The following is a 16,006-nucleotide window of genomic DNA, read 5'->3' as shown; positions in this document are numbered from 1 at the left end:
TGCAAAAATCAAAACTAACGTATGAAAAAGAGCTATATGCAATGCAAAAGAATGATGACCTTTTCGTGTATTTTTCCTGAACAGACTCCTGATAAAATTGAAAGCTATTTAGATAAAATTTCTACAATAGAAGCAATTGAATTTATATCATACTATAATTTAAAACTTTGTTATAAAATCACGAGCGAAAGTAATTTTGATATTTTTTCACCAATCCTTTTTAAATTAAAAAAAGATGTCTTACTTCCGGTCTTTAAATACCTCAATTCTATTCCTATAAATGAATATATATTTTTAGACGCTTATCCTTTATTACTATTAACGGAGAAGCTTCTTATAAATTATAATGAATCCACCACACCCTTGGATAGTGAGAATTATAAAAATTTAATGAAAGCTTATTGGGTATTATCTAATGAGTTTGTTAACTCAAGTATACCAAATATCCAGAATAATGAACAATTTATTGAAACATACATTCCAAGCCAACTTCCACTTAATGATATATACTATCCAAAAGATTACCGTGTAGAATTTATTAAGATTTATAATTTCATTAACTTTTGCAAGAATGATCCTAGTTTTTCTAAAAATATGCTCATTTTCGAATCATATTACGGTATTACGGCAAATGATTACTTCAAAAGACTTTTAAAGTTATACTTATTAATTACAACAAATGAAAATGGAATGTCACCAATTGTTTACAGTGATAATGATGACGCCATAAAAAGTTTTATGGATATTTTGTCATTCGATATAAACGAATATAAAAGTTCCGAGGATTTTAGATTTATAAGAGAAAAACCTATTCTTAAAGTTTCTGAGAATCGATTTGTTGTTTTATTTATTAAGTTTTTTATAGATAAACTATTTTCTAGCTTTTTATTTGACTTTTCAAGGATACTTTCTTCAAGCAAAGAATCAAGCATAGATGGTTTTCCTTCATTAAAAAAAATCCTTGGCAAACAGTTTACCGAAAAATATTTGTTTTATGAAATTATAGCTCGATGCTTCAAAGGGCAATCTGATTCCATGATTGATGGGGAATCATTTAAACCAGAAATAAAAGATGGAGAACCAGATTATTATATTCGGATTGATGATTGTGTACTTTTATTTGAATGTAAAGATTCAATCTTAACGAGCAAAACTAAATACTCTAGAGATATTTCAAAAATTAAGGAAGATATCAACGAACTCTTTGTAGAATCCACTATAAATAAAACGACAGGAAAAAAGATACCTCCACAAAAGAAGGCAGTAAAGCAACTTTTAAACGTAATATCGACTAAACTGCCTATTATACACGAAAAAATAGATAAAACATCATACAACAAATTACAGATCTACCCCATACTAGTGTATACTGATAATAACTTCGACATTGATGGGATCAATCATCTTTTGAATCAACGTTATCTGGCATTAAAGGAAGAATTACATTATTACCAAGATATTGCTTAAAAGATTTCGTTATGGTCAATATTAACACGTTGATCCTTCTTGAAGACTTTTTCAAAAGTAATCGTGTAAAATTAAACACAGTTATTGACGATTTCATCAATTTTAAAACAAAAAATAATTTTGATGAAATTATATCTTTTAATAAATTTTTATATCGTACTGCCGTCAAATTTGGATATAATCAAAAGAAAACAACATGGTTTGATGAAGCAATCAAAAGCTCATAGACATGTTTTGAATTTCACTGATCAGATTTTTTTTATATTGAATGTGATATATCTATGAATGCTCTCTTATGAACTCCAGAAATTCCTTTCCAAGGCGGGTTGTCCTAGAGGAAAGCATTCCGTCTCCCGACATCATAGTACTCAGCTCAGCTGAATTGTGAAACCCGGCATCGTAAAGCTTCTTCCAAATTAGTTTCACCAGCTCACCTTCTGAAGCAATTTCAGGATAAGCTTCCTTAAGCACTGATGACAAACCTCCCATCATAGGTTTTGGAAAGGTTTTCCCATTGGCATCAAACCATCCTTTGGGGTCATCATATAATGTAAGTATTTTTAAGTGCCATATCGTGAACTCATTGACCAAATCCAAGAAGATATGGCTTTTGGTCTTTCCCGGGCCCTCATTAATTCCCGTATTAATGACTGCATTTTTCAGGGCTATCAATTTTTCTGTTTCACTCGTTTTGATTGCCAAACTTGTAGCTTGTAACACCACATCTATAAATTCTTCATTATCGCTTAATTTACTGAAATCAATCCTCCCCTGCTGTTCCAACTCCGCTAACTTGCCAGCAATCTCTTCCATCCACTGCTGACGTCTTTTTTCCAGAGGCGGTGTCACTATCAACCCGAATAACTCGGAGGCAGCACCCCCCAACACTGGAACTAAACCTACCAATGCTTTAATTGCAGCATATCCCACATCTTTTCCTGTCGTTTTATTAATATCTTTCATAATATGGCACTCTAAACTAAATATTCATCCTTCGGATAGCTATTCTTAATTAGCTCACTTTTTCTGCTTCCGAATGTTACTAAATATACAGACTTTAAAACAATTCGAATTGAAATTTAAAATTTAATACACATAGGATATTTGCTAGTCCAAAGTGAATATACTTTTAGGGAGATGATCTTGGGATATGATTCGTATCCGATTTTAAAACATCCATTAATAACCAACTGATGTCTTTAAGATCACTCTTATCTTTATAAAAACGAACTTCTTCAAGTTTTCTTTTCAAATAATTAAAGTTTCCGGAGATATGTTTTAAAACCGCGGTCTTATTAGTGTTCACTGGTTGTCTATTTTTCAATGTAGATAAATGAAGTCCCCAAAATATATAGACCGAATAGTCATTATACGCCAAATATGCTTGGTTTGCAAGATGAAATGCATTAATAATGTTAGTAGAAAACACATTATCATAAAATATTTGAGCAAATTTTACTGCAAAAGTATTCTTTACTTCTTTTAATGTACCGATATATGCTCTACAGCCACAAACTAAAAAGCTAGTGGAAACCTTCGACCAGGACCAACAGGTATTATTAAAAATGAATGGGTAAATTAAAGGGGATGAAAACTGATTAAAATTTGCAAGATAGTTCCAGTTATTATAACATTGAATAGATCTTGAATTTGGTACATCTACCTTTTCCTTGGACTGGACAACTAATTTTTTATCGAAAGCTTGTGAAATTATCGTGGAAAGACTTGCATAAAATTCATGAGAATATCCTTTTGCTTTCAATTCATCACTCCGCCAGAAAAGATTATCCAATTTCCTGAAATAATATACCGTCTCAACGTGATGAGAATCTTCAAACGGTGAAAACGCAATACTTAATACAAGCTTAAATTCAATCTTGTGCACAATTCCGTCAATCCCCCGAAAAACTAACTCACAATCCCTTCCTTTTACATTTCCTCCATGGCTACATATATGCATCAATCCAAAAGGATAAGATTCAATTGTATTTTTAAGATTATAAGTTGTTGCGCTTTTTCCAATCATTTTTCGTTGATAATAATTTTCAAATTCCAATAGGTTAATAAGATCATCAGTCTCTTCATCCTTAAATATTGAAGGAGAAAAGATTGCTGCAGATCCAAGTTGTGTCTTAGTTTCAGCAATTAGCGCATTGAATATAAAGAAATCTGGACGCATAATTAAATTAACCATAGATGCCGGAATTTCAGTAACCAAAAGCGGATAAGGCAAACCTCTAGTAAAAAAAGTTGCAAAGCTCAAATTTGAAAAATCAATGTGATTGATTCTCCTACTTATTTTATCTAATAAAATGTCTCGACCGGAAGCTTTTGTACTGTTCCATTGTTCTAATAGATATAGAATTTCTTCATCTTCTCTATCTTCTAATGGAGCAATAAGTAATGGCCAGGCATTGACAGATAGTGCGTAATTTATAGCAACAACTTTATCAGAATTAGGATAATCTTCAATTAAAACAACACCTTCAAATCCTTCCTGAGAAATATTATCAATAACAACTGCAATATTATCTACAGACAAAATCTGGTTATCTGTTAAAGCATGAATTAGACCATTCCCCAACTGTCCTTCTGAACAGATCAATTCTCCAGTTTTATCAATTCCGTAACCACCTAAATAAGTAGGAATATCCCCCATATCATCTAATTCTATTGTTGGATATATATTATGCACATTGAGAAATGATAATTGATTAGGGGTTAAACCAACATAAATAAGAGTATCGCAGCCACCATTTCCTTCGATTGCATCTTCAAGGAACTTATTGAATTGATTTGCATTCCTTCTCTGGATTACATAAGGGTCATGCCTAATAACAGGAGTAGTTTTCGCAATGCTTACATTGTGAAAACTAAATATTGGAAGATATTCATTTTCAACATATAAGTAGGATAATATTGCAGCAACAAGATCAGGTTTATCATAATTCACAACTAAGATAAAATCTTTTCTAATTTTAGGTAATTGAAACTGCATTTTTAAATTTTGTTATAATATGAACGAATAGACTCATTCAAAAATAGGTATTATCAAATAATAACAAAATTTTGGCTTATAAGATCTGTTTGAAATCAGAATTGTTAATTAAAACTAATGTATTATTATTGTTTTTATTAGCTAGACTTAATATAATAAAAAGTATTCTTGAAAAACTTATTTTTGAACTACCAACCCCACATCCATTTTTTCTAATCGTTCATAATTCTCTGTTATGTTTAATCCTTAAAAATTTAGATATCCTTCCATGGTATCATTTCATTTTTCCTCCCGCTAGTACGATTATAATATCTTCCAGAGTATTTGAATATTTTTAAGAAAGAGAGTTCGACATACCAAATTCCCAATTGTAGAACTTCATCCATAACTTCCTCAGAAATTCTATTTAATGTAGTTCGACCTTTTTTATCTCCGTGCACAAGAGCATTTCTAATATTAACAATAGCCATTGGACCATTATCATTAAACTTTTTTAAGTTATCTAAATTTTCAGGAATTTTAGTGTCAATTTGTAATTTATCAATCAGTTTTTCTAATTTTTCTATGGCATTCATTTTACGAGTTTTAGAACGAGTAATTTCTTTGTTTTTTTCGATTATTAACCAATTAAACAGTAACTCTAATGCAGTTTGAATAAGGATGATAGCACCCTCAATTTTCCCCGCTTTTGAATTAGCTTCGACATACCAATGGGTTAAAGTACTAATAAAATCTCGGTCATTCTCGTCCTGCCATAAATTATCAAATTCCATCCATAAGTTATTAATATCTTTAAAATCAAGCCCTTCAGACCAAGAATTCACATCTCTGAATTGACTTTTATAATAATCTGTATAATGAGACCATAAATTTTTATTATTTTTAAATCCCGAATAAAATAAAGGTGCTACAATTCTTCCATTTAAGAGTGTAAGAAAAGTATGAAATCGATTATGCCAGTTCAAAAATTCTGACAAACTTATCAGACCGCCTTCTTTAAAAATTTTACCTTCATAAAAAATAGCATATCCTCCTTTTTTCCTCAATTCAAAAAGCAAGTAATTATAATTTTCGATCTGATCCAAATAGAGTTCATATGGTTTACTTATAAAAGTCAGTCTTCCATGGTAAGGAAGTTTGTTTTTGCTGTTAGATCTTATAATTTCACCAACAAAAGAGCGCATATTAGGTAAACAAAATCTAATCTCTTCAACTGGAATCTCAATATTCCCCTTCCAGAATTCATTTAAACTCCCCTCACATACATTAATTTCTTCTTCTAGAATTACTCCTTGAAGATATCCGCTACCTACCTTTTGATCATCTACTTTAACTATGTATTGTTCTGTAAACAAGTCTTTGACATAAGAAGTTCTATTTTGGATTTCTCCTTTAAATTTTACCCCAGAATCAGGAAACCAAGAATAATAGATTTCCCCGTTTATAGTTAAACTCACTTCCTTAAAATATAAGTTGAACCGTCCGTTCCAAATTTCAACCTCTTGATTCGGACTATTTAATTGTACTTGATGATTAACGCGTATAGGGAATTTTTGGAGTTTTTCATTAATATCAATTTTATTCATAAAATTTATATTTGATAGCTTGCAAAGAATAAGTTTAATTTAATATGGTTTTTTATCAACTAATTTGGATCTGATAGCATTTTTGCTAAAAAAAACTTACTTTTCAAACCCTTAAGTAAAATTCCAACAAATATAATAGTTCTTCATATGTAAATCGTTTAGCTGGAAAAAACTTAAATCCAGAAATTCATAAGGATATCAATAAGATAAAAAAATGAGAAATATTAAATCGAAAAGTTTGATCTGATCAGATGAGCTAACTTTTCTTGAAATATAATTTTTCACATCCAGATCTCTTTTCTCAAACATCAACTATTTATTATTTAAAGTCGCGACAATATTATAAACAGGCAGATTAATATATCTCTTCAATTCAGAGTCATAAACATCTAAACTTTTGAAGCGTAACTCATATTACTTAAGTTTATCATTACACACGTTTTCCACGCGACCTTTTCCTATGCTAACATTATACAGAAAATCAAATTTGCCACTTTTATTTAAAGTGTGGAACGCACGGCATAATTCATCTTCATTAAGAGTCTTTTGATTGCAACTAAACATCGTTAATGATAATACTATTAATATCCAAATCTTCATTCCCATAGTTTATTAAGTGTTCTTTTTTTTAACTTCCAATAACTTCCTGAATCATTCAGTCCATTCTGTATTGCTCTTTGATCTGCACCAGCATCGCCTGTCCATGACCTATTTTCGAACCACCTCCTAATAGCATTAGGGTGATTACTAGCCATACCAGGATTACTAAGCTTACCAGAATACCAGGCATTTACTTGTATTTTTACATATTAAGTCTCGTTATTACCTGTAAATAAATCAATGGTATTGCTCATCAGTCCAAAAAAATCCGATCACGTCTATTTTCTCGATCGCCATCGCTACATCATCATCGAGATATTTGGAAGTGTAAGAAGTGAGGTAGTTTTCACCTGTCTTTGTACAGGTAATTTTCTGTATTAGTCCCAATTGAGATGGGTAGACAGCATTTTCATCCAGTAATTTGATCAACGACTTATCGCCACGGACATCTATCTCGTAATAATTGTGGTCCTCTTCATCAGGGAATGAAATCATTTCTGGCGTAATTGCGGTGCGTTTCATATAAAACATGCCATCATCTTTCACCAAATGCATGAAATCCCTTTCCTTATACTGATAATTCCCGCATATCCACTTTCTTTGTTTTACCAACCAGTCTTTAAAGGATGCATACTCAATCGGAATTTGTTTATTGATATTCAGCCATTTGGTAATTTCGCTTGATTTACCAAAAATTGAAAATCTAACTTCGAAATCGGCCATCTCCCAACCAATAGTCATACTGAGGGTCTTATTAAGTTTCTTATTCTGAATTTCAAATATCGACCGGTAGGAACTCAGTGTGTCGCTTACCAGCTGCTCGGTATTGTTTGAACCGTGTATAATTATAGGATAATTCGTGTAAAAATCGAAGGGCTTAACAAACTGAACTTCATCAGGGTACTTCAGTACTCCGCCTTTTCTCTTAAGAAATTTTTCAAGTTCTATGATATCGTATTCGAGGACATTTATGATCTCTCCATTACGGAACTAAATAATGTCCGGATTGATGGCTTTTCGCTCGAAAGAATGATAGTCTCCACTCTTTTGAAAATAGGATACAAATATCCTGATGCCATCTTCTGATGTGATCTTGTTTGGTAAAAAATCTGCACCAGGGGTTTGTTCTATGGTAGAATTTTTCAGCTTATCATATTCTTCCTTTGCCCCGAAATATTCAAATAAAAGCGGGTTGCCTTTATAGTACAGAATGCACAGTTTCTTCCAATCGTCCAATCCAAGCTTACCGTCAATCCTGAACAGTTTAGTGTAATCAGTGTTTTTTCCGGCCTTATTGATGTTTACATCCCATCTTTCAAGTATTTGCTCTTCGGTGTACATGCGTACTGCACCATCAAAATGCATAAACTCTTCCTTTTGCTTATCGTAAATGGAATGAATATACCGGCATCCATAGGCGTCTGCACCAACACCAAATGAAGGTCTTTCTCTGATTTCTTCAATTTCTAGACTTTTCTCGTTTCCATCAGATTTCCACCAAAATTCCGTGCCCGTGACATTGCTGAACATTTTTTGTTCATCATTGCATTCATATCTAGTGACCTGATCAGGAAGATTGGAAATATCGTCGTCAAATTTAGGTCCCCACCAATAATCCAGTTCCAGGAAGCCTTTCATCGTTTTGGATAGACCAATCAAATTAGGGTCAATAGCAATCCGTAAGGTGATGTCGGTTCTCGAGTTTAAACGGATAAACTCATCAATGAAGTAGGTGTTGAAATTGTTGAACAGTGATAAGCTCCGATTAAAAAATTGATGACAGAAGATACATAACTCCGATTTTTTATCTTTGAAAATGCCCGAACCCGCATAGTCAAAATCATCTAATATATCCTGGAGATAGATCAGTCCTGATTTATCGGTGTTGCTGAAGAGTTTTGGATATAACTTGGTAACAATGTCATCCAGATGATAGGCTACCGCCCCTTTTTCATAAAATCTGCCTTTATCAGAAAACTCTGATTGCAAAAGTCGTTTGAAGTCATCTACATAAGGCTTACACGCTTCGTAGTTATGTCGTTGCCAATGGCTCTGTATTTTCGGGTGGATGTTTTCCCGATCTTCATCGGTATCGCAGAAATAAAACTTGCCTACGGTTTTGCTGATCTTGGGTTCTATCAGGATACCATAAGGCATAATCCAGCCCAAAGGTCTGTGGAAATCGTGATCGATTAACTGTGGTAAACCAATAAGTGCATTTTTTGCAATCATTTGTTCCAATGTCTCGAAAGCAATTACATACCCGTCTCGATTTAAAGCATCGGAACTTAAAACACCCAGTCTACTAAACATATTTTGTGTCGTTTAGATAAAATATATAATTAATTGCCTGTATACTGATAAAAAAACGCATTTCTTTTAGCTATGAAATGATCACTGCGTGGTTCTTTTCAAACTCTGCATAGTTGACTAGTCCTGAAGTAGTGATATAGATTTTCAGAGATAAAAATACATAAAATTATACAGTAGTAACCACTAGGTTGCTGCTATTTTTTGTTTTATAGTTTCTGTAATTCATTAATGGTTTTGTATGCATTTCTGAAGGAGTAAACATGTGGTTAGACCAATGTGGTCTTTCATCGCTGTAAATTCGAATAGCTTTTTTTACTACTTCCTTCATTATTGCTAGTTCTAAATGATAGGTGTCAATCATAAATTCTTGTTTTAGAATTCCGTTAATTCATTCAGCAATAGCATTTTCATAAGGGTCAGCATTTTCTGTCATACTGCAAGTTATGTTATACTTTTTCAAATACTCTTGATATTCATCCGAACAATATTGAACCCCTCTATCAGAATGGTGAATTAGAGCTTCTTTTGTATTTCTTTGATTTTGGGCCATCTTTAGTGCTTTAACCATATGATTAGCACACATCGTATTTAATACCTGAAAACCAACAATCTTTTTAGAGTAAGCATCTGTAATCAAACTTAGATAACAAGGTTTTTCTCGTTTACCGATGTAAGTAATATCGCTCACCCAGACTTGATTAGGATGATTGATTGTCAGATTCTTAATCAAATTTGGATATTTTCTAAACCGATGATGTGACATTGAGGTTGTTTGGTAACTGCGTTTGGGAATGATTAACAAATGATTTGCACGTAGTATGTCAAAGAACTTATCTTTTCCTACTTTTATTACCTGGAGCTCATTTTGTAATAGATAATAAAGCTTTCGTGTACCTATTCGTTTTTGGCGAACAAGTATATTTGCCACAAGTTTTACCACTTGCTGTGCAATGTTTCAACGCTGTTTCACACAGTGAATCCCTCTATAATAAAGTTGCCTATCCACCTCGAACAATCCAACAAGTAAAACTTAGGCTTTCTTGTTTTTCTTTCTTAAAAGTATCGACTGTGCGGGTAAAGAGTTTTTTCTTACATCAATTTTATATTCCTTTTCTGCTAAATCTATCATAATATCGAAGAATGCAGCTTTGGAGCCTGCAATATGATTTTGGCGTTGCATAAGTGTTTTATAAGACCGGCTATTGAGATCAATTTCTTTTTGATTGTTTTTTTCCTGACTTTTGATAATCGCTTTTTAGTTAAGAAATGGTAGAGACCAAAGAAGAAACTTATCACGGCATATGGTTTTTACCAAATAGCCAAATTACAGTCATGGGGCACCTGACTGTGACCGATTTTATTATCGAACTTCACCTGACAGATCCCAATAACCGCAAACTTTCTGAAGAAGAAGCGGCAAGCGTTAATGAAGAGCTGAGATACCCGGTGATATATGGCCTGGGAAATTATGGTGAAAAAATTACACTTTACGATTGTTCCGGCGTTATAGATATCTTCAACGCCAAATTGATGCTATATGGCGATGAATATTACAGCGCATTCAATGAGCAAAAATTTAAAATTCTAGGCGTTCATATACCCACGTTCGATGGCTGGATTAGCAGCGACAGTTTTTTTTTTAAAAATAGCTACAAAAGTGCTGGATTTTCGATTGAATATACCGCACCTGAGAAGTTAAAAATGGCACTCAGCGATAGTTTAGATATCAATATCGATTTTGAGTGTTTCCAACCATCTACCGAAAACCGCAATAAAATTACCCTGCATGAATTTGCCCTTGTCAACTTCATCGCGAAGGATGCGGAAGGCATTCATATTTCGGAATTTATGAAATACCTGCTGTATTTTCAGCAACTTGTTTCTTTTTTGTCGAAGGATGGCGCAAATGTTTCCGCCGCCCGTGTATATACTTCTGTTGAGCAGTATACCAGAAATAAGTTTCTGGGAACAATGGTCTATGGTGGAGTACCGTTCAACAAGTTTGAGTATCCGTTGCAGGACCGTCACCGGAAATACCTGGTCAGCAGGGCCGATGTGGATGATGGTCTAGAAGCTTTTTTTGGTAAATGGTTTAGTTTCGCCGCAGAAGGGCAGCATATCCTTAAATTGATATTCCTTGACTACTTTTTTCGCGGGGCCTTTGACGAAAATAATTTCCTGAATTTGATCCGGGTCCTGGAGATATACCATATTTATATGTTTCCGGGAAAGCTGATGCCGGATACCGATTTCAAGATCAAATTGGGTGAGATTATTGCAGGTGTGCCGGATGCGCATAAAAAAGAGGTTAAAGAGCACCTTGCTTTTAAAAACGAGCTTAACCTAGATCAAAGACTAACGAAGCTGTTTTCAGAAGTAGAAAATGGTAAGCTTGGTTTTGACTATACCTATGATGAGACATTTAAGCGGAAAGTGAAGCAATCCAGAAACTATTACACCCATTATAATCCCAATTTGAAAGCTAAAGCAGCTGCCGGAGAGGAATTGGAGGCATTGACATTAGCCTGCCGTGCTTTGATCAATTATCTTATTCTAAAACACTTGGGCGTTCCAAAAGAGGTACTGAGAAAACGGTTTGAGTATTATATTGAGAGTTCGTACTACTCAAATTATTTCCTATAGTTGCATGAGCCTTCCAACGAATTTAGGGTAGCCAGTTCAATTTAATTAAAAGTCACTAGAAACCTCTGTGTTCGGATGCTGCCTTATATTTAAATCCTTTAATTCTATTAGCGAGTTAAGGCTGATGAGTGATATTGGGATGTTTAATGCAGTTAACGCTTGTTTAAAACGATCGGGAGACTCTATTGAAGTGCCTGTTACGGCTGTGATGTTGTCCGTCATATTTTTGGCATTCAGGTGAATTTCTTTAATTATCGTTCTTTTTCCGCCCAAGTACTGCTCATCAGCTGAGACTAAATCCAATGAAATGGTTCCTTGATTTGTTCCATTTATGGGATAATAAATGATATCGTTTGCAAAAGGTTTGAGAACTTTATTAAGGTAAGCAAAACTTTTGGCAAACAACCCATTATCACGAAGTTCCAGCAGGAGATTAGAAGCGAAAGTATTTTAGATTACCTTGGCTTATATATACGATATTTTGATTTAGGAAACTTGTAAATAAATTCTTAAATTAGAATTTCAATAAATAAATAGCAGCACCAAAAACAGCACCAAATTTCGACAAGAAACCGACTAATTCACAGGTTGAAAAGTGCATTAAGATAATATAAAGGCAATATCATGAAGAAACGTGAAATTCGTCTCCCGCCTCTTCTGACACGACAAAAACGTTTTTGAGAAATCAGTAGGCGTTTTCTCATTTTAGGTGGAAAATAGCACCAAAAACAGCACCAATTTAAAATCCAGCCAAAGGCGCTTTATGAGGTCTAAGAAATTCAAGGACGCACGGACCGTCAAAACCACAGATTGAGACCGAAGAGTAATTTTCGAATATCAGATCCCCGACCAGAGGGAAAAAAACTGTTCGCGCAGCAACAACCAAAAAAATATGTGGAATCTAAAGTGTTGTCAGCATATTTTTTTACATCATTTTGAGCAAGATTTGAAGAATTTATTGGAGGCGTTGATCTGAAAATTTCTTTCACAATTTATTTCTTTTTTTCATGTACGAATGAGTGTATTCCTGAATCTTTATACTCATAAATTCAACATATAAATTCCGTAGGGGAATAACACCCTTTTGACATCAGTCTCTTTATCAGAATTTTACAAACCCTCGATTTCCCTACTCACCGAATCGCTCACTGGTTTGACATACGTTTTAGCTGCAATTGCTTTTATCAATTAAAGATAAGGAATTTAGACGTTAAATTCAAGTCAGGATAGACCAAAAAGCCTCCTTTTCGAAATAAAAATAATTAATTAACGAGGTTCATCTGTTTAATAGAGTGCAGTTGAGGAAAGTCTGACCTTATTGAAGATTATGAAGCCATCCTAAATGCAAAAAGTAGTATGAATCTTTTATGTAATCCTGTTCTCAAAAGATCGAAAGGCAATCAAAGAGTTATTATAAAATTCTCTTCAGGATATCTACACTTTTTGTTAAGTCATCCATAGAACAAGAAGCAAAACCTAACCTAATACCGTTTTCATTATAATCAGGATATTGATGCACCTTGCCATCTGATATATATATAGTCCTTTGGAGTAGGCTTTTTGAGACAAGGTTTCAAGATTAATGGATTTGTCAAATTCAGTCCATACTGTCATACCACCATCAGGAACAGAAAAATTCACAGCATTGCCTAACTTATCATGCAATGGGTCACAAAAATGATTTCTTTTTTCTTCATAAATAGACAAAGTTTTTCTAAGGTAAAGCTGTATAGTGCCGTCGTTTAGCAGTTCCGCCATGGCACAGTCTAAAATGTGGTCACCTTGTCTATCAAGCAATACCCGAACATTAGCAAGGTGCTCAATTACATTTTCGGAAGCAGCCAGATACCCCATGCGAAATGCTGGGGAAAAACTTTTACTGAAAGAACCGCAGTAAATTACCATTCCGTTTTCGTCTGCTCTTTCAAGTGGAGATAATGGACGATGATTGTAATGAAAATCAAAGTCATAGTCATCTTCAAAAATTATAAAACCATATTCATTGGCTAAACGTAATAATTCCAATCTTCGGTCAATACGTAGTGAAACTGTTGTGGGATAATGATGATGCGGGGTTACATACACCATTCTTACCTTTCTTCGTTTACATGTTTTTTTCAGTTCATCTTTTTGTCAACTGACATTAAAAATTTTGCCGAAGAAGCGAGATATTAATCCCTGTCGGGAATGATTGCTACGGTCTGAACATCTCCTGTACACAAAAAGGTTGGAAAAAATAAGTTAACGTACCGATATCAGAATTCACGAAACCCCTGTTGCGCGATTGGCCCATTATTCCGATATTTGCTTTTTTACATGCCAGCATGCAGTATTATCCCGTACCTCACAGTTTATCTCCATTGATTGAATCCATCTGGTCGTTCGAAAGCCCAGAGCAGCTCCCGGAGCGTGAGCAGGCCCTGGTGATCCCGACCGGTAAATGCGTATTGCTGTGGAACTATAAAAGTACTTACGAGCATGTCGTGGAGGACAAAGTGTTCCATCATCCGCTGTACGACCTGCATCTGGTGGGCCCTCACAACAAAAATATTGCTCTCAGCGGTTCTGCCCCGGTCAGCTCCATCGGCATCACCTTCAGACCCTATGGCTATTATGCCATCGCAGGTGCTGCCATGCCCACATTAGTCAACGAAGTAGCGTCCATCTCCCGCCTGAAGCAGGACGGCAGCATGGTACTGGACTCCTGCACTGGGGTGCCTGCGGACAGTATCGGTTCGCTGCTGCAGCTGCTGGCCGAGCGGATACAGTTTGCAGCCGATGGGCGCGTCATCAGCGCAGTGGATGCCATCGACCAGCATCAGGGCAATATCCGCATCCGGGAGGTCTTCGAAAATATTCCCGGCTCGCAGCGGCATCTCAATAAGCTGTTCAAGGAGCAGGTCGGCTTGACACCGAAAGAATATGCTTCCATCGTGCGCCTGCAGGCGATGTACAACCTCTATATCCGTGATCAGCAAAGGGAAAACAAAGACCATCTGTATGACCTTTACTATGACGAATCCCACTTCCTGCAAGACTTCCGCAAGGTATTCACACAGCGGCCACGGCAGTTTATGCGCGCCCCAAACCAGCTGGGCAATGCCTTCAACAAAAAACGATAGGTCTACTTTTTCCTATTTTGCCATCCCGGGGTGCTGTTACTTTGCAGAAAAAAACACACAATCATGCGATTAAAACACGTAACAGATACCGCCAGCGCCTTGCTGGCCTTCAAAGCGGCCGCAGGCTCCATTCCCTTTGCGGAGGAGGTAGCCGCCTATTTCGGCATCGAAAGCCTTGCCGCTCCACAACAGGATTTTGGTTTCTGGGCCAGCGTGCTGCACTTCGAAATGCGGTACCGCTCCCTGGATTATTTTCTGGAAAAGACCGCAGCACCTACCGTACTCGAGCTCTCCGCAGGCTTCTCGTTGCGTGGTCTGGACTACGCCCGCAAGCACCCCGACGCCAGCTACATCGACACGGACCTGCCGGCCATCATCAGCCAGAAGAGTGAAATGCTGCGTACCATGCAGCAGGCTGTCCCGCAAAACCTGCAATTGAAGCCGCTCGACGTGCTACACACCGAAAGCTATCCGGAGAGCAGCAGCGAACTCGCCATCATCAATGAGGGGCTGCTGCTGTATTTCGACGACGCGGCCAAAAAACAGATCCTGCAACATATCCGCAGGCTGCTCGAGCGGCAGGGCGGCACCTGGACCACCGCCGATATTTATATCCGGCATGAGACCCGGGCCGTGGGCAGCGACAGAGACGGACAATGGAGCGATTTCTTCCGGAAAAACAATGTGCACGCCAACTACTTCGAGTCTTTCGACCAGGCCGGGCAGTTCTTTTACGATCAGGGCTTCCGGGTGCTCGAAAAGTACCCGCCCGAATTTGACAAGTACAGCAGCCTGCCCAAGCTACTGGCAGCGGCCACGGGCGAACAGTTGGAGCTGCTCAAAAGCCGGGGCAAAGTCCAGGAGACCTGGCAGCTGGCGCTGAGGTAAATCCCTCAGCCCCAATGGATTACAAGCATTAGAGCAAGCATTAGAGCAAGCAGAAGTTGGGCAGACCCCTACTCCTCTTGCCTCATGCGTTGCAAATAAATTTCTGAGTATCCTCCGGGTATACTCCGTCCGCTGAATAATAGCATTAAGCTATTTTTTAGTATACACATTGGTATACTTTGTTACAACTAAGCATAAAAAAATGGACTGTTTATCCAATAGGTTATATAACTAGCCTTCCCTTCTACTGATAAGCTTAATATTCTTTTCATTTTGGAACTTTGAAAGTAAATGCTTAAATTGAAATTAAACATAAAAACAGCACCCAAAACAGCACCAAATTTGCGCAAAATATTCGCTAATACTAGTGCTGAAAAATAGATTTAAAC

Annotated in this window: 15 protein-coding genes; 5 read left to right on the top strand and 10 right to left on the bottom strand. The window is 36.1% G+C overall.

Annotated features, from left to right (window positions below; genetic code table 11):
* Window positions 1–21 precede the first annotated feature (21 nt).
* On the top strand, window positions 22–1,467 hold the full coding sequence (locus QE382_RS12170; protein ID WP_307186124.1) for a hypothetical protein: 1,446 nt from the start codon (window positions 22–24) through the stop codon (window positions 1,465–1,467).
* Window positions 1,468–1,478: 11 nt separating this feature from the next.
* Entirely contained in the window at window positions 1,479–1,694 is a 216-nt protein-coding gene (locus QE382_RS12165) for a hypothetical protein (protein WP_307186123.1), read from the top strand.
* A gap of 52 nt (window positions 1,695–1,746) precedes the next feature.
* On the opposite strand, the gene QE382_RS12160 is transcribed toward QE382_RS12165, so the two are convergent.
* The 8 genes from QE382_RS12160 to QE382_RS12125 form a co-directional block, all read right to left on the bottom strand.
* The gene (locus QE382_RS12160; protein WP_307186122.1) at window positions 1,747–2,430 is read right to left on the bottom strand and encodes a hypothetical protein; all 684 of its coding nucleotides are present in this window, start codon (window positions 2,428–2,430) and stop codon (window positions 1,747–1,749) included.
* Between the two features lie 166 nt (window positions 2,431–2,596).
* Window positions 2,597–4,465 carry a hypothetical protein gene (locus QE382_RS12155; RefSeq protein ID WP_307186121.1) on the bottom strand — a complete coding sequence of 623 codons (1,869 nt, stop codon included), beginning with the start codon at window positions 4,463–4,465 and terminating at the stop codon, window positions 2,597–2,599.
* Window positions 4,466–4,719: 254 nt separating this feature from the next.
* Complete coding sequence (locus QE382_RS12150) at window positions 4,720–6,051, bottom strand: YopA family protein (RefSeq protein ID WP_307186120.1); 1,332 nt, start codon at window positions 6,049–6,051, stop codon at window positions 4,720–4,722.
* Between the two features lie 655 nt (window positions 6,052–6,706).
* Window positions 6,707–6,841 (bottom strand): hypothetical protein, encoded by a 135-nt coding sequence (locus QE382_RS12145; RefSeq protein WP_307186119.1) that lies wholly within the window; start codon window positions 6,839–6,841, stop codon window positions 6,707–6,709.
* 47 nt (window positions 6,842–6,888) lie between these two features.
* The gene (locus QE382_RS12140) at window positions 6,889–7,392 is read right to left on the bottom strand and encodes a hypothetical protein (RefSeq protein WP_307186118.1); all 504 of its coding nucleotides are present in this window, start codon (window positions 7,390–7,392) and stop codon (window positions 6,889–6,891) included.
* Window positions 7,393–7,641: 249 nt separating this feature from the next.
* Window positions 7,642–8,964 carry a hypothetical protein gene (locus QE382_RS12135; RefSeq protein WP_307186117.1) on the bottom strand — a complete coding sequence of 441 codons (1,323 nt, stop codon included), beginning with the start codon at window positions 8,962–8,964 and terminating at the stop codon, window positions 7,642–7,644.
* A 388-nt stretch (window positions 8,965–9,352) separates the two neighbouring features.
* Window positions 9,353–9,904: an IS3 family transposase gene (locus QE382_RS12130; RefSeq protein WP_307186116.1), complete on the bottom strand. Its 552-nt coding sequence runs from the start codon at window positions 9,902–9,904 to the stop codon at window positions 9,353–9,355.
* 90 nt (window positions 9,905–9,994) lie between these two features.
* Window positions 9,995–10,144: a hypothetical protein gene (locus tag QE382_RS12125; RefSeq protein WP_307186115.1), complete on the bottom strand. Its 150-nt coding sequence runs from the start codon at window positions 10,142–10,144 to the stop codon at window positions 9,995–9,997.
* Window positions 10,145–10,230: 86 nt separating this feature from the next.
* Between QE382_RS12125 and QE382_RS12120 the strand changes: the two genes are divergently transcribed.
* The gene (locus QE382_RS12120) at window positions 10,231–11,607 is read left to right on the top strand and encodes a HEPN domain-containing protein (protein WP_307186114.1); all 1,377 of its coding nucleotides are present in this window, start codon (window positions 10,231–10,233) and stop codon (window positions 11,605–11,607) included.
* 45 nt (window positions 11,608–11,652) lie between these two features.
* Here QE382_RS12120 and QE382_RS12115 read toward each other — a convergent pair whose 3' ends face one another.
* Window positions 11,653–12,012: a hypothetical protein gene (locus QE382_RS12115; protein ID WP_307186113.1), complete on the bottom strand. Its 360-nt coding sequence runs from the start codon at window positions 12,010–12,012 to the stop codon at window positions 11,653–11,655.
* 1,071 nt (window positions 12,013–13,083) lie between these two features.
* Window positions 13,084–13,728: an aminotransferase-like domain-containing protein gene (locus QE382_RS12110; protein WP_307188025.1), complete on the bottom strand. Its 645-nt coding sequence runs from the start codon at window positions 13,726–13,728 to the stop codon at window positions 13,084–13,086.
* A 203-nt stretch (window positions 13,729–13,931) separates the two neighbouring features.
* Between QE382_RS12110 and QE382_RS12105 the strand changes: the two genes are divergently transcribed.
* Together QE382_RS12105 and QE382_RS12100 are read left to right on the top strand one after the other, a co-directional pair.
* Window positions 13,932–14,729 carry a helix-turn-helix domain-containing protein gene (locus QE382_RS12105; protein WP_307186112.1) on the top strand — a complete coding sequence of 266 codons (798 nt, stop codon included), beginning with the start codon at window positions 13,932–13,934 and terminating at the stop codon, window positions 14,727–14,729.
* A 63-nt stretch (window positions 14,730–14,792) separates the two neighbouring features.
* Window positions 14,793–15,617 (top strand): hypothetical protein, encoded by an 825-nt coding sequence (locus QE382_RS12100; protein WP_307186111.1) that lies wholly within the window; start codon window positions 14,793–14,795, stop codon window positions 15,615–15,617.
* Window positions 15,618–16,006: the final 389 nt, after the last annotated feature.

The organism is Sphingobacterium zeae, from assembly GCF_030818895.1.
Taxonomy (GTDB): domain Bacteria; phylum Bacteroidota; class Bacteroidia; order Sphingobacteriales; family Sphingobacteriaceae; genus Sphingobacterium; species Sphingobacterium zeae.
The sequence above is the reverse complement of the archived record's forward strand: the minus strand, read 5'-3'. Positions and strand labels throughout refer to the sequence as shown.

Coding starts and splice junctions, on each gene's coding strand:
- QE382_RS12145 (WP_307186119.1), bottom strand. CDS start 6,841: ATGCCTGGTATTCTGGTAAGCTTAGTAATCCTGGTATGGCTAGTAATC.
- QE382_RS12105 (WP_307186112.1), top strand. CDS start 13,932: ATGCAGTATTATCCCGTACCTCACAGTTTATCTCCATTGATTGAATCC.
- QE382_RS12155 (WP_307186121.1), bottom strand. CDS start 4,465: ATGCAGTTTCAATTACCTAAAATTAGAAAAGATTTTATCTTAGTTGTG.
- QE382_RS12150 (WP_307186120.1), bottom strand. CDS start 6,051: ATGAATAAAATTGATATTAATGAAAAACTCCAAAAATTCCCTATACGC.
- QE382_RS12125 (WP_307186115.1), bottom strand. CDS start 10,144: ATGCAACGCCAAAATCATATTGCAGGCTCCAAAGCTGCATTCTTCGAT.
- QE382_RS12160 (WP_307186122.1), bottom strand. CDS start 2,430: ATGAAAGATATTAATAAAACGACAGGAAAAGATGTGGGATATGCTGCA.
- QE382_RS12165 (WP_307186123.1), top strand. CDS start 1,479: ATGGTCAATATTAACACGTTGATCCTTCTTGAAGACTTTTTCAAAAGT.
- QE382_RS12120 (WP_307186114.1), top strand. CDS start 10,231: ATGGTAGAGACCAAAGAAGAAACTTATCACGGCATATGGTTTTTACCA.
- QE382_RS12140 (WP_307186118.1), bottom strand. CDS start 7,392: ATGACTATTGGTTGGGAGATGGCCGATTTCGAAGTTAGATTTTCAATT.
- QE382_RS12170 (WP_307186124.1), top strand. CDS start 22: ATGAAAAAGAGCTATATGCAATGCAAAAGAATGATGACCTTTTCGTGT.
- QE382_RS12135 (WP_307186117.1), bottom strand. CDS start 8,964: ATGTTTAGTAGACTGGGTGTTTTAAGTTCCGATGCTTTAAATCGAGAC.
- QE382_RS12100 (WP_307186111.1), top strand. CDS start 14,793: ATGCGATTAAAACACGTAACAGATACCGCCAGCGCCTTGCTGGCCTTC.